Origin of the sequence: Alteromonas sp. M12, assembly GCF_037478005.1 — a bacterium.
GTDB lineage: Bacteria > Pseudomonadota > Gammaproteobacteria > Enterobacterales > Alteromonadaceae > Aliiglaciecola > Aliiglaciecola lipolytica_A.
Window position 1 is genome coordinate 1,583,257 of sequence record NZ_CP144164.1, and the last position, 23,554, is coordinate 1,606,810.

The 23,554-nt window shown below is 39.9% G+C and carries 24 protein-coding genes and 1 pseudogene; 17 read left to right on the plus strand and 8 right to left on the minus strand.

The window, feature by feature from the left end:
* Positions 1 to 2: 2 nt before the first annotated feature.
* From VUI23_RS06820 to lolB, 4 genes are all read right to left on the minus strand, one after another.
* Positions 3 to 410, minus strand: a complete 408-nt coding sequence (locus tag VUI23_RS06820) for a hypothetical protein (protein ID WP_216050276.1) — start codon at positions 408 to 410, stop codon at positions 3 to 5.
* 144 nt (positions 411 to 554) lie between these two features.
* Positions 555 to 1,502 carry a ribose-phosphate pyrophosphokinase gene (locus VUI23_RS06825; protein WP_216050277.1) on the minus strand — a complete coding sequence of 316 codons (948 nt, stop codon included), beginning with the start codon at positions 1,500 to 1,502 and terminating at the stop codon, positions 555 to 557.
* A 106-nt stretch (positions 1,503 to 1,608) separates the two neighbouring features.
* On the minus strand, positions 1,609 to 2,481 hold the full coding sequence (ispE, locus tag VUI23_RS06830; protein ID WP_342807452.1) for a 4-(cytidine 5'-diphospho)-2-C-methyl-D-erythritol kinase: 873 nt from the start codon (positions 2,479 to 2,481) through the stop codon (positions 1,609 to 1,611).
* Positions 2,478 to 3,086, minus strand: a complete 609-nt coding sequence (gene lolB, locus VUI23_RS06835) for a lipoprotein insertase outer membrane protein LolB (RefSeq protein WP_342807454.1) — start codon at positions 3,084 to 3,086, stop codon at positions 2,478 to 2,480. Before lolB ends, ispE begins: the two co-directional genes overlap by 4 nt.
* A gap of 188 nt (positions 3,087 to 3,274) precedes the next feature.
* Between lolB and hemA the strand changes: the two genes are divergently transcribed.
* The 11 genes from hemA (at position 3,275) to kdsA (ending at position 13,407) form a co-directional block, all read left to right on the plus strand.
* Positions 3,275 to 4,552 carry a glutamyl-tRNA reductase gene (hemA, locus tag VUI23_RS06840; protein ID WP_216050280.1) on the plus strand — a complete coding sequence of 426 codons (1,278 nt, stop codon included), beginning with the start codon at positions 3,275 to 3,277 and terminating at the stop codon, positions 4,550 to 4,552.
* The gene (prfA, locus tag VUI23_RS06845; RefSeq protein WP_216050281.1) at positions 4,549 to 5,637 is read left to right on the plus strand and encodes a peptide chain release factor 1; all 1,089 of its coding nucleotides are present in this window, start codon (positions 4,549 to 4,551) and stop codon (positions 5,635 to 5,637) included. Before hemA ends, prfA begins: the two co-directional genes overlap by 4 nt.
* The gene (gene prmC, locus VUI23_RS06850) at positions 5,627 to 6,487 is read left to right on the plus strand and encodes a peptide chain release factor N(5)-glutamine methyltransferase (RefSeq protein WP_342807456.1); all 861 of its coding nucleotides are present in this window, start codon (positions 5,627 to 5,629) and stop codon (positions 6,485 to 6,487) included. The genes prfA and prmC overlap by 11 nt, the downstream gene beginning before the upstream one ends.
* 838 nt (positions 6,488 to 7,325) lie before the next feature.
* Positions 7,326 to 8,876: a DUF3369 domain-containing protein gene (locus tag VUI23_RS06855; RefSeq protein ID WP_303500211.1), complete on the plus strand. Its 1,551-nt coding sequence runs from the start codon at positions 7,326 to 7,328 to the stop codon at positions 8,874 to 8,876.
* Between the two features lie 195 nt (positions 8,877 to 9,071).
* The gene (locus tag VUI23_RS06860) at positions 9,072 to 9,443 is read left to right on the plus strand and encodes a SirB2 family protein (RefSeq protein ID WP_252729378.1); all 372 of its coding nucleotides are present in this window, start codon (positions 9,072 to 9,074) and stop codon (positions 9,441 to 9,443) included.
* Positions 9,444 to 9,524: 81 nt separating this feature from the next.
* Positions 9,525 to 10,340, plus strand: coding sequence for a tetratricopeptide repeat protein (locus VUI23_RS06865; RefSeq protein WP_216050286.1), 816 nt, complete (start codon positions 9,525 to 9,527; stop codon positions 10,338 to 10,340).
* Positions 10,341 to 10,450: 110 nt separating this feature from the next.
* Positions 10,451 to 11,068 (plus strand): HD domain-containing phosphohydrolase, encoded by a 618-nt coding sequence (locus VUI23_RS06870; RefSeq protein WP_342807458.1) that lies wholly within the window; start codon positions 10,451 to 10,453, stop codon positions 11,066 to 11,068.
* Positions 11,069 to 11,263: 195 nt separating this feature from the next.
* Positions 11,264 to 11,521: a SirB2 family protein gene (locus tag VUI23_RS06875; protein ID WP_342807460.1), complete on the plus strand. Its 258-nt coding sequence runs from the start codon at positions 11,264 to 11,266 to the stop codon at positions 11,519 to 11,521.
* 216 nt (positions 11,522 to 11,737) lie between these two features.
* Entirely contained in the window at positions 11,738 to 12,160 is a 423-nt protein-coding gene (locus tag VUI23_RS06880) for a transglutaminase family protein (RefSeq protein WP_342807462.1), read from the plus strand.
* Positions 12,161 to 12,233: 73 nt separating this feature from the next.
* A complete protein-coding gene (locus VUI23_RS06885) occupies positions 12,234 to 12,512 on the plus strand; it encodes a tetratricopeptide repeat protein (RefSeq protein WP_342807464.1) in 279 nt (92 codons plus the stop codon).
* A 43-nt stretch (positions 12,513 to 12,555) separates the two neighbouring features.
* Positions 12,556 to 13,407 (plus strand): 3-deoxy-8-phosphooctulonate synthase, encoded by an 852-nt coding sequence (kdsA, locus tag VUI23_RS06890; protein ID WP_216050287.1) that lies wholly within the window; start codon positions 12,556 to 12,558, stop codon positions 13,405 to 13,407.
* Positions 13,408 to 13,424: 17 nt separating this feature from the next.
* On the opposite strand, the gene VUI23_RS06895 is transcribed toward kdsA, so the two are convergent.
* A complete protein-coding gene (locus VUI23_RS06895) occupies positions 13,425 to 13,700 on the minus strand; it encodes a hypothetical protein (protein ID WP_216050288.1) in 276 nt (91 codons plus the stop codon).
* A 232-nt stretch (positions 13,701 to 13,932) separates the two neighbouring features.
* Here VUI23_RS06895 and VUI23_RS06900 point away from each other — a divergent pair, with 232 nt between their 5' ends.
* From VUI23_RS06900 to rlmM, 4 genes are read left to right on the plus strand one after another with little or no spacing between them, the layout of a single operon-like run.
* A complete protein-coding gene (locus VUI23_RS06900) occupies positions 13,933 to 14,850 on the plus strand; it encodes a transcriptional regulator GcvA (RefSeq protein WP_216050289.1) in 918 nt (305 codons plus the stop codon).
* The gene (locus VUI23_RS06905) at positions 14,834 to 15,451 is read left to right on the plus strand and encodes an alpha/beta family hydrolase (RefSeq protein WP_342807466.1); all 618 of its coding nucleotides are present in this window, start codon (positions 14,834 to 14,836) and stop codon (positions 15,449 to 15,451) included. The genes VUI23_RS06900 and VUI23_RS06905 overlap by 17 nt, the downstream gene beginning before the upstream one ends.
* Positions 15,448 to 15,819 (plus strand): DUF423 domain-containing protein, encoded by a 372-nt coding sequence (locus VUI23_RS06910; protein ID WP_342807468.1) that lies wholly within the window; start codon positions 15,448 to 15,450, stop codon positions 15,817 to 15,819. The genes VUI23_RS06905 and VUI23_RS06910 overlap by 4 nt, the downstream gene beginning before the upstream one ends.
* Positions 15,815 to 16,879 carry a 23S rRNA (cytidine(2498)-2'-O)-methyltransferase RlmM gene (gene rlmM / locus VUI23_RS06915; RefSeq protein WP_342808256.1) on the plus strand — a complete coding sequence of 355 codons (1,065 nt, stop codon included), beginning with the start codon at positions 15,815 to 15,817 and terminating at the stop codon, positions 16,877 to 16,879. The genes VUI23_RS06910 and rlmM overlap by 5 nt, the downstream gene beginning before the upstream one ends.
* Positions 16,880 to 16,929: 50 nt before the next feature.
* Here rlmM and VUI23_RS06920 read toward each other — a convergent pair whose 3' ends face one another.
* From VUI23_RS06920 to VUI23_RS06930, 3 genes are read right to left on the minus strand one after another with little or no spacing between them, the layout of a single operon-like run.
* A complete protein-coding gene (locus tag VUI23_RS06920) occupies positions 16,930 to 18,957 on the minus strand; it encodes a DUF3488 and transglutaminase-like domain-containing protein (RefSeq protein ID WP_342807470.1) in 2,028 nt (675 codons plus the stop codon).
* A complete protein-coding gene (locus VUI23_RS06925) occupies positions 18,954 to 19,922 on the minus strand; it encodes a DUF58 domain-containing protein (RefSeq protein ID WP_342807472.1) in 969 nt (322 codons plus the stop codon). Before VUI23_RS06925 ends, VUI23_RS06920 begins: the two co-directional genes overlap by 4 nt.
* Before the next feature lies 1 nt (position 19,923).
* The gene (locus VUI23_RS06930) at positions 19,924 to 20,841 is read right to left on the minus strand and encodes a MoxR family ATPase (protein ID WP_342807474.1); all 918 of its coding nucleotides are present in this window, start codon (positions 20,839 to 20,841) and stop codon (positions 19,924 to 19,926) included.
* Between the two features lie 273 nt (positions 20,842 to 21,114).
* Here VUI23_RS06930 and seqA point away from each other — a divergent pair, with 273 nt between their 5' ends.
* Positions 21,115 to 21,711 (plus strand): replication initiation negative regulator SeqA, encoded by a 597-nt coding sequence (gene seqA, locus VUI23_RS06935; RefSeq protein WP_216050294.1) that lies wholly within the window; start codon positions 21,115 to 21,117, stop codon positions 21,709 to 21,711.
* A gap of 29 nt (positions 21,712 to 21,740) precedes the next feature.
* A pseudogene (gene pgm / locus VUI23_RS06940) lies at positions 21,741 to 23,391 on the plus strand (phosphoglucomutase (alpha-D-glucose-1,6-bisphosphate-dependent)).
* The last annotated feature ends 163 nt before the right edge of the window (positions 23,392 to 23,554 follow it).

A 23,554-nucleotide genomic window follows, 5' to 3' on the forward strand; every position in this document is an offset into this window, starting at 1 on the left:
GCTCACCAAGCGTCTTTTTGCTTAACTTTACTTCTATCAATTTCAATAGCTTCTACTACTTTGAGTACTTCACCATATTGTTGAAACGTTAGTACATCAGTTAAAACATAGCCTTTTACTTCGACAACCATGCCATTTTGCAATAGTTCTTTGTTCATTCCTCTGGGCATGTATTTTTTGCCATCATTTGCGTCTAAGCCAAAAAATCCACCTTCCATACCTTTATAAACAATGGTGCCAGTAATAGTGAGCATTTCTGTTTCCTCTTGTGTGGCTTCACTGTTGTTCGCTTTTTTCAATTCTACAGCCGGTTTTGCTTGAGCCGCTGCAGACACGCTGGTGTCGGCAGTATCAGTACCTGAACAACCCACAAAAAATATTATCGAAAATAGACACAGTAACTTATTCATTTTTATCCCATCAATATTATTTTGTACAATATACAACCATGTATAACACGATACTTTGACAATTACATTTTATAAAAGTGCATAAAAAAGCCGTTTGATTTTACAATCAAACGGCTTTTAATCAATCTCGTGTACTGTTAGAAATTAGTACTCGAACATCGCTGAAATGGATTCTTCATTACTCACTCGACGAATTGCTTCAGCTAACATGTTGGACAAGGTTAGTTGTTTGACACGGCTCAAAGCTTTTATGTCATCAGCAAGTGGAATACTATCGGTGATGATAATTTCATCAATCACTGAGTTTTGAATATTTTCCACTGCATTACCAGAGAAGATCGCATGAGTTGCATAGGCATACACGTTTCTTGCACCGTGAGCTTTTAGTGCTTCAGCTGCTTTACCTAATGTACCGCCAGTGTCGATCATATCATCGACAATGATACAATCTCGATCGTTTACATCACCAATGATATGCATAACTTGTGCGACATTAGCTTTGGGACGACGTTTATCAATAATCGCCAAATCTGTGTCATTAAGCAGTTTTGCCATTGCTCGGGCTCTTACTACACCACCGATGTCTGGCGAAACTACTACTGGATTATGAAAATCACGACGACGCATATCGTCTAGCAAAATCGGTGTTCCAAATGCGTTATCAACTGGCACATCGAAGAAACCTTGAATTTGTTCTGCATGCAAGTCGATGGTTAATACGCGGTCAACACCCACGTTCGATAAGAAATCAGCCACTACCTTTGCGGTAATAGGAACACGCGCCGAGCGAACTCGTCGATCTTGACGTGCATAGCCAAAATATGGAATTACAGCGGTTATACGACCTGCTGATGCGCGACGAAGTGCGTCGATCATCACGATCAATTCCATTAGGTTATCGTTAGTTGGGGCACAAGTTGATTGAATGATAAAAACGTCAGAACCACGTACATTCTCATGGATTTCGACGCTTATTTCACCATCACTGAAGCGGCCCACACTAGCGTGGCCAAGTTTAGTATAAAGTCTATCTGCTACTTTTTGGGCGAGTTCTGGTACTGCATTACCAGCGAAAAGCTTCATGTCCGGCACAAGAAATTTCCTCAGTGCGAAAGTGTTAAGGGTAACCAATGGGCTACATTGATTCATCGCGTTTCAGGGTTGCCGCGAGCTTAGTCTAGATTGCGTTTGTCAGCAGTTAAGCCGAGGTTAATTGCATTATAGCTAAATACTCATGTAAGGGGGATGTATTAATACCTTTTGCGACAAACGCCTGACAATCTTCAGGCAAGATTCGTTTAACCTGCTCAGCTTGTTCGAAAGTGTCAAAAACAGAAAATAAGCACGCTCCTGTCCCTGTCATTCTCGACGGCGCGTATTCTAACAACTGACGTAATAAATTTGCAACTTTAGGATAGCGATCACAGACTAATTTTTGGCAATCATTGCGAGTTTTCGTAAATTCGTAATCTTGCCAGGCTATTTTAGCTGAATTTCGGATTAAATCATCCGCCGCAAAAATTTCCGCAGTGGACACGTGACAATTTGGAAAAACAATCAGATAAAATTTCGAAGGAAGCTCGGTTGCTGTGATTTTTTCTCCCACACCCTCTGCAAAAGCGGTTTTGCCATAGATGAATATAGGGACATCGGCACCTAGGGTTAATCCGATGTCAGCTAATTGCGATTCTGACAATTTCGTTTTCCACAATGCATTGAGCGCAACCAAGGTTGTTGCCGCATTGGATGAACCTCCGCCAATGCCACCTCCCATTGGAAGCTGTTTATCTAACCAGATATTGCAACCTAAAGTTGAGCCTGAAAGTTGCTGTAATTGTTTGGCTGCTTTGTAGATTAAATTATCTTCTTGGGCTACACCTTCTAGTTCGCTTTTTATGCTAATGACGCCGTCATCAGTGACTTCAAACGCTAATTGATCACCAATATCCACTAATTGAAATAATGTTTGCAATAAATGATAACCTTTTTCATTTTGTCCATTGATGTGCAAAAAAAGGTTTAATTTGGCGGGGCTAGGCCACCAATGTTGAGGGAGCGGGCTCTGTATCATTGCATTCTCTGCCAAGAAGATATTTTAATTTTAATTTGATTCGCGGTATTTTGCGTGTTGGTCAGCTCAATAGCATGGGGTAACCAAAGTTCTTCCACTTTTTTGTAGTCAGAATAGGTTAACGTCCAAGGCACGCATTTTTTGCATTTAGCTTCTAACTTACTGACTAAACCGTACTCATCGTACACCACGTTATCATTTTTTGTATGTTGTCCTTTTACCCAAAGTCCGAGCTTTTCTACCGGAATATTCCAACCTGTTACCCGTAAAATCAATTTATTGGGGTCAGTATCGGTGAAGGTTTGGTCATCAACTTCTAATTTTGCGTAGTTATCACCACTTTGCATTTTTAAAATGCTGGTACCTATAAAGGTATTTAATTGTAAATCAAATTGAGTTAGTTGCTGCTGCCAATTCATGTAAGCACTAACTTTATCTTCTTCACTTTTGAATGCTAAGCGCCCTTTGATTTTCCAATGGGTTAAATCTGAAAGCTGCTGCTGATGACGTTCGCTATCGATACTTTGATTAATTCTAGTCGATGTTACACAACCTGATAGTAACAGTATGGTCAAACAAGCAGATATGACAAAAATCGATTTCATGCAAAGTGCCAAATTGAGATTTAGATGATTTTTTATGCGTTAATTAAGACTTCTGATAAAAAACAGCTAAAATTGAGTTGGATTGTTATTTTATATGGGAACACAGAAGCTCCACTACTTTCAATACTTTTGGCTTTTGCGTACAATGCCGCTCCCAATAATATTGCACGGTTGACTAGCATTTCTCAATGACACTGATTGCTGTAGGAATTAATCACAAAACGGCCCCTGTGGTTTTACGCGAGAAAGTTGCCTTTCCTGTGGAATCCATGGTGGAAGCGCTTGCCTCTTTGCGAGAGCATTTAGGTGCTGAAGAATCAGTAATTCTATCTACCTGCAATCGAACTGAAATTTATATATCAACTGAACATTCGTTAGGCGATAAGCTGATCAAGTGGCTTGCTAACTTTCATAATTTAGATACCAACGAACTTATTTGCCATAGTTATCTGCTTGAAGAACAAGAGGCTATCCAGCACATTTTGCGAGTCGCCAGTGGTTTAGATTCTTTAGTATTGGGTGAGCCGCAGATTCTAGGGCAGGTAAAACAAGCGTATACGAGCGCCAAAAATTATGGCGCAGTGAATAGTCAACTTGAAAAGTTATTCCAACATACTTTCTCGGTGGCAAAGAAAGTTCGAACAGAGACAGACATTGGTGCTAATGCGGTTTCCGTTGCTTTTGCTGCTGTGCAGTTATCAAAACAGATATTCTCTTCATTATCAAAAACCAAAGTTTTGTTAATAGGGGCTGGTGAAACAATAGAATTGGTTGCTAAACATCTGACCAATAATGGTGTGAACAAGATTACCGTTGCCAACCGGACATTAAGCCGTGGTAAAGAATTAGCAGAGCAAATAAACGCTAACGTTATTACACTTGCGCAAATTCCCAATGTTTTGCATGAAGCCGATATTGTCATTAGTTCTACTGCAAGTACTTTGCCCATTATCGGTAAGGGGATGGTAGAAAGTGCGCTAAAAGACCGTAAACATAAGCCTATCTTCTTCGTGGACCTTGCGGTACCTAGAGATATAGAAACCGAAGTCGCAGATTTAGATGATGCTTATTTGTATTCGGTTGATGATTTACAACATATTGTCGAACAGAATTTGGCCAGTCGCCAACAAGCTGCCGACGAAGCTGAGTTGATCATAAGAGAACAGGCTCAGGTCTACTTTAATTGGCAAAACTCACTAGAATCGATTGATTCATTGAAATTATTTCGTCAGCAAAATAATGACGTTAAAGTTAAATTACAACAACGTGCTCTAAGCCAATTGGCCGAAGGCAAAGATCCGCAAGAAGTCGTGATAGAATTATCAAATAAACTGACCAATGCGTTACTACACGCGCCAACCAAAGCGCTGAGCCGTGCTGCATCAGAACAAGACCAAGATACATTGTCATTGCTCAGGCAAACATTGGGTCTGGATGTCGAAAAAGAACAAACAGGAAAATCATGAAAGATTCAGTAGTCAGTAAATTAGAAACCCTTATCGAACGATTTGAAGAAGTTCAGGCGTTGTTAAGTAATGCAGAAATTATTGCTGATCAAAATAAATTCCGCGCGTTATCTAAAGAATATTCTCAATTAGAAAGTGTTGTTAAAACCTTTAAGCTTTATCAGCAAGCCCAGGAAGACTTAAAATCTGCGCAAGAAATGATGCAAGAAGATGATGCAGAAATGCGCGAGATGGCACAAGAAGAGTATAAAGAAGCTAAGTCGAAAATCGAAAGTTTAGAAAATGACTTACAAATATTATTGCTGCCAAGAGATCCTAATGACGATAGCAATTGCTTCTTGGAAATCAGGGCTGGGGCTGGTGGAGATGAAGCCGCTATTTTTGCTGGTGATTTATTTAGGATGTATAGCCGTTATGCTGAGACACAAGGCTGGCGAGTAGAGCTTATCAATGCAAACGAAGGTGAGCACGGTGGTTACAAAGAGGTGGTTGCGAATATTATCGGCGACGGCGTCTATGGAATCATGAAATTTGAATCTGGTGGACATCGAGTTCAACGGGTTCCTGAAACGGAATCTCAAGGTCGGATTCATACCTCTGCTTGTACTGTTGCAGTATTGCCTGAAATACCAGAATCTGAAGCAATTGAAATTAATCCTTCAGACTTAAGAATTGATACGTTTAGGGCATCGGGGGCGGGAGGACAGCACGTCAACAAAACAGACTCTGCAATTCGTCTAACTCACATACCTACAGGCGTTGTAGTCGAATGTCAGGATGAACGTTCTCAGCACAAAAACCGTGCGAAAGCTATGTCTGTACTGCAATCTAGATTGAATCAAATCGAGGACGATAAACGCGCTGCAGAAGAAGCTTCGACACGCAGAAACTTGGTTGGGAGTGGGGATCGCTCAGAGCGCATTCGTACTTATAATTTTCCCCAAGGCCGAGTGACCGACCATAGAATCAATTTAACCTTGTACAAATTGGATGACGTAATTGCCGGCGATGTGAATGCGTTGCTGGAGCCAATTAGACAGGAGCATCAGGCTGACCTGTTAGCCTCTTTGTCTGATGGAAACTAATCCAAATTTGACTGCAGGTTCCTGCGTTTCAGAACTGTTGAATTGGGCCTATCAGCATCTGTCAGAGGGCGAAAGTCCAAAAACGGATGCTAGATTGTTACTAGCTTACTGCATCGGAAAATCAACGACTTACCTGATGACTTGGCCTGATCAAATTGTTGATGAGAGCGCCCAATCACGTTTTCAGCAATTGGTTTGTAAGCGCAAGCTAGGTCATCCAGTAGCACATTTAATTTGTAAACGAGATTTCTGGACGCTAAGTCTTGAGGTAACTCCTGATACGCTGATTCCGCGCCCTGAAACTGAATTATTGGTTGAACAAGCGTTGCAATTACCCTTAAATCAAAATGCAAAAGTGCTAGATTTGGGCACAGGTACAGGGGCTATTGCATTGTCTTTAGCTCAAGAAAAGCCTGAATGGGATGTTTTAGGTGTGGATGTCATTGAAGATGCAGTCGCTTTAGCAAAGCGCAACGCAGTTGCCAATCAATTGTCTCATGTCAAATTTCTGCACAGTAGTTGGTTTAGTGAATTAGGCGCTAACACTTTTGACTTGATTGTTAGTAATCCGCCTTATGTTGAAAGTGACAGCCAATACCTTTCACAAGGTGATGTGCGTTTTGAGCCTGTATCTGCTTTAACTTCTGGAAAAGATGGTTTAGATGACATTAAAATAATCATTGAGCAATCACTTCAGCATCTAGAAGCAGGAGGTTGGCTGCTTATTGAACATGGATACAATCAATCTGAGGCTATCGGTAAACTATTTGCACACTATCAATATATAAATATATTTCATAAAAAAGACCTAAATAACCAACCCCGTATAAGTGCAGCTCAAAAACGCTAATTCTATTACACGTCAACTGACCTATCTCACTTCAGCTTTCTAGCAAATACGCAAAATAACAACAAAGATAACAGCAAAGACACCCATGCTTAAACCTAACAACAAAGACACCCATGCTTAAACCTATTCTGACCAGATTTTATGTCATGTGTAACAACAAAGACACCCATGCTTAAACCTATTCTGACCAGATTTTATGTCATGTGAATTAAAGGGTGGGTGTCCTGGATAAAGTGCTGGGCAAAACTAACAACAAAGACAGCCATGTTTAAATCTATTCTGACCAGATTTTATGTCATGTGAATTAAAGGTGGGTGTCCTGGTTAAAGTGCTGGGCAAAACTAACAACAAAGACAGCCATGTTTAAACCTATGCTGACCAGATTTTATGTCATGTGAATTAAAGGTGGGTGTCCTGGTTAAAGTGCTGGGCAAAACTAACAACAAATAACAACAAAGACAGCCATGTTTAAACCTATGCTGACCAGATTTTATGTCATATGAATTAAAGGTGGGTGTCCTGGTTAAAGTGATTTTGACCAGATTTTATGTCATGTGAATTAAAGGTGGGTGTCCTGGTTAAAGTCTTTATGTCATGTGAATTAAAGGTGGGTGTCCTGGTTAAACGCATTCTGACCAGATTTTATGTCATATGAATTAAAGGTGGGTGTCCTGGTTAAACGGCACTGGTTAAAGTGCAGGGCAAAACTACTTGAAAGTGTATGAGGTTCGATGAATTTGTTAGGTTAAGCCTGTTGTTTTTGAGGTATTAAATTTCTGTGGCTCAAGTAGTTTCTAAATGGTAGATTGTCTCGGATATTTATCTATGAGGTTATGCTATGTCTGATATGTTTCTGTTTGCTGAAGACACAGACGAAAAAATTGAAGTTCAGAAAGGTGTATGGAAAGTCCTTATAGTTGACGATGAACCTGAGGTTCATGCGGTTACCAAGCTTGCATTGAACGATTTTGTTTTTCAGGAAAAAGGCCTTCGCTTTATTAGCGCATACAGCGGGAAAGAAGCTAAAGAACTTTTCCAGCAGCATGATGATATTGCGGTTGTGTTGTTAGATGTTGTAATGGAAACAGATGAAGCCGGTTTAGACGTTGCCCAATATGTACGTAACGAGCTTCACAACAATTTCACTCGTATCATTTTACGCACAGGGCAGCCCGGGCAAGCACCAGAGCGTGATGTGATTCTAAATTACGATATTAATGATTATAAATCGAAAACCGAACTTACAGCTCAGAAATTGTTCACTGTGGTAATCGCAGCTCTTCGCTCATATCGAGATATCATGGTAATTGAAGAGAATCGGCAAGGTTTAGAAAAAATCATTTCCGCTTCTGCAAATTTATTTTCTATTCGTTCCTTAGAAAATTTTATCGAAGGTATTATTCAACAGCTATCTTCGCTACTTGGAGGAACAAAGGATGCTGCTTATATCACTTCAGCCATTGCCGCCCCTAATCCAATTGATGTATTCGAGCCTAAGGAGTTTTACGTGTTCTCTGGAAAAGGAGAGTACCATGGACAAGAAGGAGCGTTGTTAGAAGATGTTGTAACCGGGGATGAGCTTGTTGCCTGTAGAAAAGCATTGAAAGAAAAATCACTGGTTTATGGCGATGAATACGTTGCAGCCTATTGTCAGGGTAAACATACTAATGGATCCCTGTTGTATTTATCTGGTATTCCCAGAGCAATGAATCGCTATGATAAAAAGCTTCTGGAAATATTCAGTAATAATGTCCAAATAGCTTTTGATAACGTGCTTCTCACAAAAGATATTGAAGACTCCCAACGAGAAATAATCGAACGTTTGGGCGATGCTATGGAAAAACAGTTTAGCGTTGGAAAGCACATTCAAAGGATGGTTGAAATGTGTAAACTGCTCTCCAAAGAGTATGGTTTATCTGAGACACAAATTGAAATGCTCGCCTTAGCTGTGCCATTGCATGATGTCGGAAAATTGAAAGTTCCAACCGATATATTAGGTAAACCGGGTCCACTCAATGACTTAGAAAAAGAAGCTGCCAAACGGCACGCTCAAATCGGCTATGATTTGTTGAAAGATTCTCGTCGCAAAATTATTCAGTCAGCGGCCCAAGTCGCTCGCGATCACCATGAACATTGGGATGGCAATGGCTACCCTCGAGGTTTGAAGGGTGAAAAAATCCATATTTTTAGTCGGATTACGGCCATTGCTGATGTTTATGATGCCCTGCGTAGTAAACTCAATTACAAAGAGGCTTGGCCGTTGGATAAAGTGCTAGATACCTTCAAAGAGGCGCGAGGAAAACAGTTTGAACCTAAACTGGTCGACATTTTACTCGAAAATATCGAGAAAATAGAGAATATACAACAGCAATACCCTGATCCTGTTTAATCAATAATCGCCAGTTTCAAACGTTAATACAAGCAAGCTTACGGGGAACGCTGCTTATCAAAAAAATAATCAAAGGCTTCTCGATTTGACTACTGGTCTAGTATAAAGTGTTGGCCGCCTCAAAAGTCTTCCTTTATATTGAGGTGCAAATTTTCCAACTGAAAAACATAATAATTAGAAGGGCGTTTTATGTACATGATGACCAAACATCTTCACCTTACTGCAGTGGCATTAAGCATTATTTTATTTATTTTACGATTTGTATGGTTACAGCGTAATTCAACATTGTTACATAAAAAATGGGTGAAAATAGTACCGCATGTAATTGATACCCTGTTGCTGGTTACTGCTATAACTCTATGTTTTATCGTACCTTTTAATCCTATCCAACATCCTTGGTTGTGGCAAAAAATCGTTCTGGTTATCGCCTATATTGGACTAGGGTTTTACGTACTAAAATTTGCTGATTCAGCGATAAAACAATGGGGTGGTTTTACCCTCGCTATTGTGTGTTTAATGTTGGCTGCTAACTTAGCGGTTAGTAAACAAGCACTTATTGGCTTTTAACAAATAGATCATGGATAAGTGTTAAGGTTTCACTACGCTAACCCGATAACAATACATAATGTCAAATTGTTAGAGGATACTGTGAAAGCCTTACACCATGCTATCAATGAGAAAGACTCTTTGTTGGCGAGTTTATTATTAACTCAACAATTTGGAAACAGCATCAACGTACTTAAGTACGTTGCGCAAATTACTGTACTAGCCAAACAAGTCGCAAAACATATCGATTCTAATGGGTCGGAACTGGAAAGGTTTCAACAACTAATCGACGGTTTCTATACTCAATTGGCATTTAGCGGCGATGAAAACAACTTTTTTAATGCCAAGTATAGTTTAGTAGACCAAGTTATTGACTATCACACTGGGATTCCCGTCACCCTATCCATTGTTTTTTCTGCTATCGCCAATCAACTTGGATTCAATGTGGCAGGGGTTAACTTTCCTGGGCATTTTTTAATTCGTTTTCAAAGTCAGGAAAAGCGTTTACGCTTTATCGATCCACTTAATGGCAACACTATTAAATGGCAAGAGTTAGAAGCGTTATATTTTAGTATCGTAGGTGAAACAGAAGATGAGGAAATGCCCTCAGACACACTCAATGTTGCCTCTACAGAAGAAATATTGGTTAGGTTATTACATAATTTAAAAGCGTCTTATATCCGAGAAGAAAATTACCAAATGGCACTTCGCGCGGTGGATTTGCTAATTGAACTTTGTCCTGATGACCCTTACGAACGCCGTGATCGTGGTTTTTTACTTCATCAGTTAGAGTGTCCTCAAGTGGCGAAAGCCGATTACCAGTTTTTCATAAAACGTTGTCCTCAAGACCCTTCCGCGCAACTACTAAAAATGCAAATGCGGCATTGGGAAAGCGCTTTGACTGTGGTTTTACACTAAATTTTTATGCAACTTCAATGGCGCGATTTGATATCTGTAATTTATAGACACGTTAACCAAAGCTGCGCAAAACTCGCTAAACTAATAATGTCCAAATAGCTTTTGATAACGTGCTTCTCACAAAAGATATTGAAGACTCCCAACGAGAAATAATCGAACGTTTGGGCGATGCTATGGAAAAACAGTTTAGCGTTGGAAAGCACATTCAAAGGATGGTTGAAATGTGTAAACTGCTCTCCAAAGAGTATGGTTTATCTGAGACACAAATTGAAATGCTCGCCTTAGCTGTGCCATTGCATGATGTCGGAAAATTGAAAGTTCCAACCGATATATTAGGTAAACCGGGTCCACTCAATGACTTAGAAAAAGAAGCTGCCAAACGGCACGCTCAAATCGGCTATGATTTGTTGAAAGATTCTCGTCGCAAAATTATTCAGTCAGCGGCCCAAGTCGCTCGCGATCACCATGAACATTGGGATGGCAATGGCTACCCTCGAGGTTTGAAGGGTGAAAAAATCCATATTTTTAGTCGGATTACGGCCATTGCTGATGTTTATGATGCCCTGCGTAGTAAACTCAATTACAAAGAGGCTTGGCCGTTGGATAAAGTGCTAGATACCTTCAAAGAGGCGCGAGGAAAACAGTTTGAACCTAAACTGGTCGACATTTTACTCGAAAATATCGAGAAAATAGAGAATATACAACAGCAATACCCTGATCCTGTTTAATCAATAATCGCCAGTTTCAAACGTTAATACAAGCAAGCTTACGGGGAACGCTGCTTATCAAAAAAATAATCAAAGGCTTCTCGATTTGACTACTGGTCTAGTATAAAGTGTTGGCCGCCTCAAAAGTCTTCCTTTATATTGAGGTGCAAATTTTCCAACTGAAAAACATAATAATTAGAAGGGCGTTTTATGTACATGATGACCAAACATCTTCACCTTACTGCAGTGGCATTAAGCATTATTTTATTTATTTTACGATTTGTATGGTTACAGCGTAATTCAACATTGTTACATAAAAAATGGGTGAAAATAGTACCGCATGTAATTGATACCCTGTTGCTGGTTACTGCTATAACTCTATGTTTTATCGACCTTTTATCCGAGCCAACAACCTTGGTTGTGGCAAAAAATCGTTCTGGTATCGCCTATATTGGACTAGGTTGTACTACTTAAATTTCTATTCAGCGATAAAACATGGGTGGTTTTACCTCTCGCTATTGTGTGTTTAATGTTTGGCTGCTAACTTAGCTGGTTAGTAAACAAGCACTTTAATCGGCTTTTAACAAATAGATCACATGGATAAGTGTTTTAAGGTTTCACTACGCTAAAACCGATAAGTCAATACATAATGTCAAATTGTTAGAGGATACTGTTGGATAGCCATACACCATGTCTATCAATGAGAAAAGACTCTCTGTTGTTTGGCGAGTTTATTATAAACTCAACCCCAATTTGGAAACAGCATCAACGTACGTAAGGACGTTGCGGCAAAATTACTGTACTAGCCAAACAAGTCGCAAAAATATCGATTCTAATGGGTCGGAACTGGAAAGGTTTTTTCAACAACTAATCGACGGTTTCTATACTCAATTGGCATTTAGCGGCGATGAAAACAACTTTTTTAATGCCAAGTATAGTTTAGTAGACCAAGTTATTGACTATCACACTGGGATTCCCGTCACCCTATCCATTGTTTTTTCTGCTATCGCCAATCAACTTGGATTCAATGTGGCAGGGGTTAACTTTCCTGGGCATTTTTTAATTCGTTTTTCAAAGTCAGGAAAAGCGTTTACGCTTTATCGATCCACTTAATGGCAACACTATTAAATGGCAAGAGTTAGAAGCGTTATATTTTAGTATCGTAGGTGAAACAGAAGATGAGGAAATGCCCTCAGACACACTCAATGTTGCCTCTACAGAAGAAATATTGGTTAGGTTATTACATAATTTAAAAGCGTCTTATATCCGAGAAGAAAATTACCAAATGGCACTTCGCGCGGTGGATTTGCTAATTGAACTTTGTCCTGATGACCCTTACGAACGCCGTGATCGTGGTTTTTTACTTCATCAGTTAGAGTGTCCTCAAGTGGCGATTAATCTCAATTTGCTTACTCGTGCCACCGACAAATTTCCTTTACTCCGCACTTTAATATTCCTACTATAGCGCTAACTTATGTAATAAATTCAGCTATAGAGAAGCAATTTAAGTGAATAATCAACAATCTATTTCGGTAGGCAATGTAGACGTTGCGAATGACAAACCTTTTGTATTGTTTGGCGGTATGAACGTACTAGAATCTCGTGATCTGGCAATGCGGATAGCAGAACACTACAAAGAAGTAACAACTCGATTAAATATCCCTTATGTTTTTAAGGCTTCTTTTGATAAGGCCAATCGTTCATCGGTTCATTCTTATCGTGGCCCTGGAATGGAAGAAGGCTTAAAGATTTTTGAAGAAATTAAAAACACCTTTGATGTGCCGCTGATTACAGACGTTCATGAACCTCATCAGGCGCAACCAGTTGCTGAAATTGTAGATGTTATTCAGCTACCTGCATTTTTAGCACGTCAAACAGACCTAGTCGTTGCAATGGCTCAAACCAATGCCGTCATTAACGTTAAAAAACCACAGTTTTTAGCGGCCCATGAAATGCGTCATATCATTAATAAGTTTTTGGAAGCGGGCAATGACAAAGTAATATTATGTGAACGGGGTTCTTGTTATGGCTATAACAATCTCGTAGTTGATATGCTTGGTATGGATGAAATGAAAGATTATGCACCTGTCATTTTTGATGCAACCCATGCTCTTCAAAAGCCTGGTGGACGTTCTGATTCTGCCGATGGTCGCAGAGCGCAAGCGGCTCAGTTGGCTCGTAGCGGCATGTCACTTGGTCTCGCTGGATTATTTATTGAAGCTCACCCAGAGCCAAATCAAGCTAAATGTGATGGACCTTGTGCATTAAAGTTGGATAAATTAGAACCTTATTTACTACAAATGAAACAGCTAGATGAATTGGTTAAAAGTTTTGAACCTTTAGATACTAGCGCTAACTAATAGCCGTAACGGCGAACTTATTCAGTTAGTTTCGCCGTGTTGTTTACACTTGAAGTTTCTTCAATTTCAACTATAAATTTTTGTAGTTCTTTTTTGGCAGCATTAGATCCTAACAAAAGTTTAGAAGCTTCAATTGAGTTCAATGGTTGCAAGTCTTCCAAGTTTTGTTGAAGTAAAGCGTCAATGGTTGTTGCTAGTGACAAGCCCATTTCAGTTGTTTCATTAGCGCTAGCAAAACTGATAGCACTGGCGTTTAAAGCAATCGCAATTGTAAGATATTTTAAGTTTTTCATATTTTCTCTAAATTATTTTCATTTAACATTATCATTTTTGCTATATTTATTTAACAAAAATGTACAAATAAGTTAATGTTTTATATACATAAAATTTTAACTTGGAGCTATTTTATACAATAACGTGAAACCTTGAAAATGACATTTAGTATGGATAATCATTAGAAAAACTAATGATTAAAAAGCGTTTCTAGTTTATCCTTAACACAATTCACTAAAAATAAGATTTGTCATGAATCGCCGATTGCCCCCATTGAATGCCCTTAGAGCATTTGAAGCTGCTGCAAGGCATTTAAGTTTTACGAAAGCGGCAGATGAGCTTTACGTAACGCAAGCCGCAGTTAGCCATCAAATTAAAAGTTTGGAAGAGTATCTTTCGATCAAATTATTTTTACGTAAGAATCGTTCTTTGTTACTTACAGAGCAGGGACAAAGCTATTACCTTGAATTAAAAGAACTGTTCGAATCACTACACTCAGCTACTGAGAGGCTTCTCGCGGCAGGCGCTAAAGGTGCTCTAACTGTGGCCATGCCTCCAAGCTTCGCCATCCAATGGTTAGTGCCTCGGGTGAACCAATTTAGCCAGCAATACCCTGATATAGATGTGCGAATCAAAGCCATAGATTTTGATGATGGTTTCTTAGAGGACGATGTTGATGTGGCTATCTATTATGGGCGAGGCAAATGGTCAGGGCTAAAAGTAGACAAACTTCATACTGAGTATTTGACACCTGTTTGCTCGCCAATGCTATTTAACGGTACTAAGCCTTTAGATAGTCTCGATGATCTTAAATACCATCGTTTGTTACACGACAGTACCCGCGAAAGTTGGAAAACGTTCATTAGACAATTTCATGTTAGCGGCGTCAAAGTCGAGCAGGGGCCCATTTTTAGTCACACTATGATGGTTCTTCAAGCCGCGGCACTTGGGCAAGGAATTGCGCTTGCAAATAGTGTGTTAGCACGACCTGAATTAGCTTCTGGACGATTAGTCTGTCCATTTGAAGAGCGTTTAGTGAGTAAAAGTAGTTATTATCTTGTTTGTCATGAATCTCAAGCCGAGTTAGGTAAAATTGCGACTTTTCGGCATTGGTTGTTAGAACAGGTTAAAGAAGAGCAAGATGGGGAGCAAGATGAAGTGCTTAATTGATCGTCCTGAAAAGCCGTTTGCTCGGTTTATTTTTGCCCATGGAGCTGGCGCGAATAAACATAGTGAGTTTATGCAACAGGTTGCCGAAATACTCTGTCAAGGTGGGGTAGAGGTTGTACGCTTTGACTTCCCATACATGCTTCGAGCAGCGGAAAAAAATAAACGCCAGCCCCCTGATAGAGCTAATATTTTGCTGCAAGATTTTACAGAGATGATAAATAGTGCCGATACAGAGCTACCATTATTTATTGGTGGTAAATCCATGGGGGGAAGAATGGCCTCGATGCTTGAGTCACTTGCTCGAGTTAAAGGTGTTATTTGTTTAGGTTACCCTTTTCACCCACCAGGTAAACCTGAAAAGGAACGCACTGAACATCTATATTTATCAAACGCACCTATACTGATTATTCAGGGGGAGCGGGATACATTCGGGAATCGCAGTAGAGTGGAGTCATATCCACTCCCTAAAAATATAGAAGTTCAATTCTTAGCAGCGGCAGACCATAGTTTTGTACCGCTTAAATCGAGTGGAATTACAGCCGTTGAACATATTAATTCTGCAGCCGATAGAATGATAAAATTTATGAAGGGACAAATATGAAGTTTTTATTAATGTTCGCTGCTAGTAGTGCAGCGCTATCAGTATTGCTCGGGGCTTTCGGGGCGCATGCATTAAAGACCTTGTTAACTGAGAATTCGTTAGGCTACTTTCACACTGCTGTACAATACCAAATGACCCATAGTCTTGCTATGTTGGCATTTTTAGTTTTTTACAGTTTTTGGAAAAATCAGTGGTTAATTTGGGGAGCACGTTCGTTTGCTTTTGGGATTATTTTTTTTAGTGGCAGCTTATATACGTTAGCATTGACTAACTTAAAGTGGGTTGGTCCAATTACGCCATTGGGTGGATTATGTTTTATAGCCGGTTGGGTATGTTTATTAGTGGCAGCTTACGAATATGAGAATTAATTCTCTACTATTATATTGCCGAGCAGGCTTTGAGGCTGATCTGTGCACTGAACTGCAAGAACAGTTGAGTAAGCTAGGTGTATTTGGTTATCCGCTGTTTTCCAAAAAATCGGGTTTTGTCCGATTTATCTGTCATCAAGATGGAGATCCAGAAAAAGTTATTCAACAACTGGCCGTAAAAGATTTGGTCTTTGCTCGTCAAATGTTTGCGAGCACAGAACCTATTTCTCTCACTGATACTGCAGATCGTATCTCTCCCATCTTAGAAAATTTGCAAGACCAAAGTTTATTTGGTGAACTGCGGGTTGAACATGCAGACACTACGGATGGTCGCGAACTATCTAAGTTATGTCGAAAGTTAGCGGTACCATTACGACAAAGTTTACGTAAAAACAACTTACTGACAGCAAAAGAACAAACTAACAAACCTTGTTTATTTGTATTTTTTGTCACTGGTGTTGAAGTGATTCTTGGATTCTCTAACCCTAAAAAGCACAGTCCGTTGCCGCTAGGCATTTTACGTTTGCGTTCACCTTCATCTGCACCCAGTCGTTCAACCCTTAAATTAGATGAGGCCATTCAGGTTTTTATCCCCAAAGCTGAGATGCAAATCCGTTTTGAACCTGGTATGCACGCCGTAGATTTAGGGGCATGTCCAGGTGGCTGGACATATCAATTGGTGCAGCGAGGGCTTTTTGTGCAAGCGGTTGACAATGGCGCTATGGATGCAGCTTTGATGGAAACAGGGCAGGTTAGCTACTTTCCTGAAGATGGCTTTAAATACGAACCCCGTAAAAAGAATGTTCATTGGCTAGTTTGCGATATGATTGAGCAACCCCAGCGCGTGGCGAAACTTATGGCTAACTGGCTAATTAAGGGATGGTGTAAAGAAGCTATTTTTAATTTAAAGTTGCCCATGAAACAAAGGTACGAATCGGTTACCCAAGCGAAGCAACTTGTGCATGAAATGATGGACAAACATGCGATTAAATATGAATGGCAAGCGAAACACCTTTATCACGACCGAGAAGAAGTGACCGTTCATATTAAAACCCTCTAGCGTTTTAAAGCGCGACTTTCAGCTTAGGCTTATCCGCTTTTATTTAATGATTAGTTTTTAAGCTGTCGATTAATTGCTTTTTTTAAGGCTTGCCACTGTTGTTTTATTCGTGTTCTATTACTCGATTTTTGAGCATTGGTGTTTTGCTGGTAATGATGGCGCATATAAATATGCGTCACATTGCTAAAAGGTTGGTGTAGTGAATTGGGAAGCTTGTTTTTTACACTATTGGCAAAGTCTAGTGGCCCTTGGGATTTTGCCCGGTAGATTTTAAGCTTGTTCAAGAGCTTTTCTGATTTTTGATAGTACAGGGTAATATGATCAGGTTTTTTGCGATGTAACGATGGCAGAAAGAAAAATGCCAATAAAAGCACGATCAAGCCGATCACACTGAGTCCAAATAGGGCTAACTTTTTTGGGGTCAACTCGCCAATTAGTGATTTAATTAAGTCTTTTTGGGAGTTTTTATCGAAACCTAACACCCACTTGGTCCATACGAAATCAATATCTTTTAGTAAAAGCCTAAACTCATTTAACCAAGCTATTGCGCTATAGCGACTAAGTGAGAAGGGGGAGTCAATCAATTCTGCTGCTTCTTCTATTGCTGATCTTAAACCATACTCTACTCTATCAGGAGCTACCACTGCAGTTGGATCATAGCGCTGCCACCCCAAATCTGAATGCCATGCCTCAATCCATGCATGGGCATCATATTGATACACACTCATGTAATTTTGCTCACGCATTTCGCCGCCTTGATAACCTGTCACTAAGCGAGTTGGAATCCCTGCAAGTCGCAGAATATACGCCATAGCAGAAGCATAGTGGGAACAAAACCCTTGCTGTTGTGCAAATAGAAACGTATCTACAGTATCTATTTGCATTAACGGAGGCTGTAAGGTGTATTCAAAAGGTTGCTCAGCAAAATATGCCAATACTTGGCGTATGAATTCCTGATCATCGGGATATTGCGATCGCAGGTTATTAACCCAAATTTGAGTTTTGGGATTTCCTGTGTCCGGCAGTTGCAAATTAATCCGCCTGTCTACACTATAGATAGCTTGGTTAAGAGGTGTCTCGGGATACGATCGCAATGTATATTGAAAGTTACTTACCAGCGGCGTGTGACTTGTTAATTGATATTCGTGGCTTTGCCAAATCTGGTTTGCACTCTTGGGACCTTCTGGAACGCCAACATCAATACTATATAACCAGTTTTGATGGGTTGGCTCAGCAATAACCTCATAGCTATAGAATTTTCCAGTAAGTGTGGGAGTGAATTCTTTATTAAACCGTTTGTACTGGCGCTGAATCGCTTTTCGTTCTGCAGATACTCGCCAAGTTTTACCGTCGAACTCTTCCATAACCAGAGCCCGCCAATAGCGTTCTTGAGGGACAGGGATGGCGCCTTTGAATGTTACTCTAAATGCTAATTCTGCACTTTGAGACAACTGCGCAATATCTCCAGGAGTGACCTGTTCTGCTAATCCGGTTTGATGCGATTTGGCCGTGGGCATTTGCCACAATGGGCCTATTTGGGGCAGTACAATAAACAATAAGGCGGTGATAGGTAAAGCCTGCCCTGCCATAATCGCGATTCTTTTTAAATTAGTGTCAAAGCCGAGGCTAGGACTGATATTGCAGGCTAGAGAAAGCAAAAGCAGCAATGTTAGGAACAAATAAAAAATGCTAAAACCTATGCTATTTTGGAATATAAAACCGCAACCAATCAGGAAGCCACAGCAGGTTATTAATTGATAATAATCTTTCATACTGCGTAACTGCATTAACTTTAATGAGCAGGCTAAAACTAACAGGTTTATCATGCCTAGAAGTACCCCTAGCTGGAAACTAAAATAGGCCAGTACAATTGCACTTAACAGTGCTAAGAGGTTGAGTGTACGTACAGATGGAGCATGCTTGTGCAACTCTAAGTACAGTGCGCTGCGCATCACTACAGCGCACACCACTAAAATGAGAATCCAGCCCATTACTGGCTCAAGTAAACTCAAACTAATACACAGAAATACCATAGTCAGTATGATATGAGCATGATTTTTAGCAGAAGAGATCATCATTTAACGCCTTCCAAATAAGGCGTGTGCAAAGCGAGCGCCTTTAAACAGGCATATTGATGTTCTATTCCACTACTAGGCGCAATTTTAAGGTTACCCAAGTCCAAACCAAATACACTATTGTTTCTAGTTAATTCAATAACTTGAAAGCTCAACTCGCTGAGTTTGTGTTCTAAATCATGGGAATTTAGCGACGCCAACATTAACCAGCCTGTTGCACCTGATTGATTGGAAAACTGTTTGGAGATCATGCCTTGGCCTTTGGCGACTTGTTTCCACGCCACATGATAAAGGGGCTCACCTTGTTTGTATGGCGCTAGGCTATCAAAATCATCGTGACCTTTGAGCGACGAATCTGCTTGGTTGAGGTGCACTGAGTCTTGTTTATCAATTAGGCGAACTTTGCTAGCCAAAGGTTTGGGGTAAACCACAATATCAGATGAAAAAGCTAGGTGAGTCCAACAACTGATTAATCCCAAAGGAAAAGTACTGGTTAGTGTGACTCGGGGTAATTTCAATCTACCTCTTTGTGGGCAATCCAAAGGAAGGTAAATAGGATTCGAAAAATTGTCCAAGTCCACATTAATATTATTTTTCACCTTCCAAAAATTCAGTTTAAGGATTCCGTGGGAAACTTGTTTATTATTGTTAAACCAGATTGGTATTTGTAGCTTTTCCCCTGCAAATCCATGTTGAATTTTACCCAATTGAATTTCCAACTTGGCAAAATTTAGATATGCGATAAATAAATTCAGAAGGAATAATGAGACTAAAAAATAACATAACATTATCATTAAGTTATTTTGATAATTGGTTCCTAAAATAAATAAACCCACACATAACAGGATAAACAATCCTCCGAAACGCGATGGAAAAATGAAAATACTACGGTAGTTCAATTTATAGTTATTGGCTTCAGGAATGCGCCTATCTAACCATCTCTGTGCAGTTGATTGCCAACCAAACATATTAGGCTGCCAACGGGTCAATGGCTTCTAGTAGCCGATCACTCAAACTCGTTTGCCCATTAAAGTCGGACAAAGCTGCGCGCATTCGATGTTCTGCTACCGACGGTAACACCGCTTGGGTATCTTCAGGTATGACGTAATCTCTGCCGTGCAAAAACGCCCAGGCTTTGGACGCTTGCATCAGTGCCTTACTTGCTCGTGGGGACAAGGGATTAGGGAAACCTTCGTTTTCACGGCTATGGGTTACTAATTTTAGAATGTAATCCAATATGGCATCAGATACATTTACCTTATTTATTTGCTCTTGCATTTGTGTAAATTCGGTAACAGTTAAGCAGGCTTGTTGGGGTTTTTTAGTCCCGAAATCTTGCTCCAAAAGCATTTTCTTTTCAGCTTGCCAATCTGGATAACCTAATTGAATACGCATTAAAAAACGATCCAATTGAGATTCAGGTAAAGGGTAGGTCCCTGATTGATGCATTGGATTTTGTGTCCCAATAACAAAAAATGGGGTAGGTAAAGCTCGTGTTTCACCGTCTAGACTAACTTGTTTTTCTTCCATGGCTTCTAACAAAGCGCTTTGGGTCTTGGGACTAGCGCGATTAATCTCATCAGCTAAAATCAATTGATTGAAAATCGGTCCTGGATGAAATTGAAAGGATTGTTTGGTGCTATCAAAAATGTTTAAACCCAGCATATCCGCAGGCAATAAATCAGAAGTAAATTGAATGCGGGAAAAATCCAACCCCAATACTGCCGCAAGTGCATGGGATAGGGTAGTTTTGCCCATTCCGGGTAAATCTTCTATCAACAAATGACCATTAGCCAATAAACAGGTAAACGCTAATTTAATCTGTTGGTGCTTGCCAATGACTTGTTCTGAAACCTGACTTATCGCATTTTGCAATTGTGGGTGCATAGTTGGCAATACCTTGTTTTTTATTTTAGTATTTGAAAAGAAACAGTTACTCTATTTAATTCTAGACCATGCTGAGAGTCGTGTAACTGTCAGGGTTAATACTCACGTATAGATCTTATTCACTTTTTTATGTCAGGGGGTCAAGAAGCCAACTTAATCACAATAAACGGCAGGAAAGTCAGCCAATTAGAACAGAGAAGTGAATTTTTTACTGAAATAAAAATGTCATTAGTCTTATAATAGTGGCACTTTTAAATAGCAGTTATTAGAAATATGAAAACGATTACTATCGACGACGAATTATATGGATTTATTGCCTCTCAAACGAAGCATATCGGTGAAAGTGCTTCAGATATCTTGCGCCGAATTTTGATAGATGAATTAGGCTTAAAAGCAGGGGAAAGTCCTAGAGTTGATGTATCCAAGCCAGCAGAAGTAAATAAAGAAGTCAAAGATATAAATAAAATTAAAAAAGTTCGTGACGTGCAAGCAAAAGAGCAAAAAAACACTGATGAGGTGGTTGATGCAACGTCGTTGTTCGATTTATTGAACCAAGAGACTTTTGATCAACCCATGAGCAAGGTAGAACGTTTTTTAAAGATGTTGGGCGCTTTACATCAAACCCATCCGGATCGTTTTAATGCGGTTTTGGAAATTAAAGGTAAAGGTCGACTCTATTTTGCGACTGACAAAAATGTATTATTAAAAACGGGCAGCAGTACTAACCCAAAACAAATACCCGGTTCAGAGTATTGGGTAGTCACAAATAACAATACAGAGAAAAAATGTACTATGCTAACCAATACCGCTGCTATCTTAGGGTATTCTAAAAGTAATGTAGAACGCTTAGGTAAAATATTTAAAGCCTAAACTCACTCAAACTCACTACTAGGATTATTATGGCAATTCATCCACAGGCAGGACAGCCGGCAGCTCCAGAACAACTAGTCAATGTAGCGCGCTTAGTCAGCGCTTATTATTCCAATAAACCGAATCTAGACGATCCTACACAAGCTGTGGCGTTTGGGACTTCTGGTCATCGTGGTAGTGCTTTTTTAAATACGTTTACGGATGTCCACATTGCGGCTATATGCCAAGCATTGGCGGAATATAGAAGTATTCAAAATACTAGTGGTCCTATGTACATTGGTATGGACACCCATGCTTTATCAGAGCCTGCTTTTATTACTGCAGTGGAAGTTTTAGCCGCAAATCAGGTCAACATGATAGTGCAAGAAAAGCGAGGCTATACCCCTACACCGGTCGTTTCTCACGCTATTCTTAACTACAATCGCGGTAAGCAATCCGGCTTGGCAGATGGGGTGGTGATTACACCTTCGCACAATCCTCCCGAGGATGGTGGATTTAAATATAATCCCACTCACGGTGGTCCCGCGGACGGGGATGACAAATTGGATCCAAGATAGAGCGAATCGCATTATTGCCGCAGGATGCAAAGAAATTAAGCGCATGGACTTTGATGCAGCAATGAAATCAGGGTTTGTTCAAGAGGTTGATTTATCCGCACAATATATTAGCGAACTTGATCAAGTCGTTGATCTCAAAACAATATCTGAAGCTGGTTTAAGTCTTGGAACAGATCCTTTGGGTGGAGCTGGTTTAGGCTATTGGGACATCATCGCCGACCGTTACAATCTAAATATCAAAGTGGTTAATAACAAAGTTGATCAACAATTTGGATTTATGCACCGCGATAAAGATGGCAAAATTCGTATGGATTGTTCATCGCCTTACGCCATGGCTGGACTCATTGAGCTCCGTCAAGATTTTGATGTCGCCTTTGGTAATGATCCTGATTTCGACCGTCACGGAATAGTCACTAAGACCGCAGGTTTGATGAACCCTAATCATTACCTTGCTGTAGCCATCAATTACCTATACCAGCATCGCAGCGACTGGCCTAGCAATTTGAAAATTGGTAAAACCCTTGTTTCCAGCAGCATGATTGACCGTGTCGCTAAATCTCTGGGACGTGAATTAGCGGAAATGCCAGTTGGTTTTAAGTGGTTTGTACAAGGTATGTTAAACAGCGAATTCGGTTTTGCTGGAGAGGAAAGTGCTGGTGGAATTTTCCTACGCAGGAATGGTCAGCCTTGGGCTACAGATAAAGACGGCATTATTTTATGTTTATTAGCGGCTGAGATCATGGCGGTTACCGGCATCGATCCAGGCGAACATTATCAGAAACTGACAGAACAGTTTGGCTCGCCAAGTTATAAACGTATTGATGTTGCAGCCAGTCATGAACAAAAACAAGTATTGAGTAAGATGGATAAGTCGGTAATTACCTCTACAGAATTAGCGGGTGAGAAAATTAACAATATCCAAACTCATGCGCCAGGTAACAATGCCGCTATTGGTGGCGTGAAAGTGAGTACCGAAAATGGTTGGTTTGCTGCACGTCCGTCTGGTACAGAAAACGTTTACAAGATCTATGCAGAGAGTTTTAATGGCGAAACACACTTAGATAGTCTTTTAAATGAAGCTCAAAACCTAGTGGATGGTGTGTTTAAATCCAAAAATGTTTAATTAATGTTTGTTTTCGGTTCTATTTTAGTTAAATAACTCGTGTTTTGTAGAATATTTACGAAAATAGTCTAAAAATTAACATTTATTTAATAGAATTGATTAGGAATTCCTGCTAAAACTACGTTCATACTGAAAACTGTAATTTTATTACAGTTTCGAATTG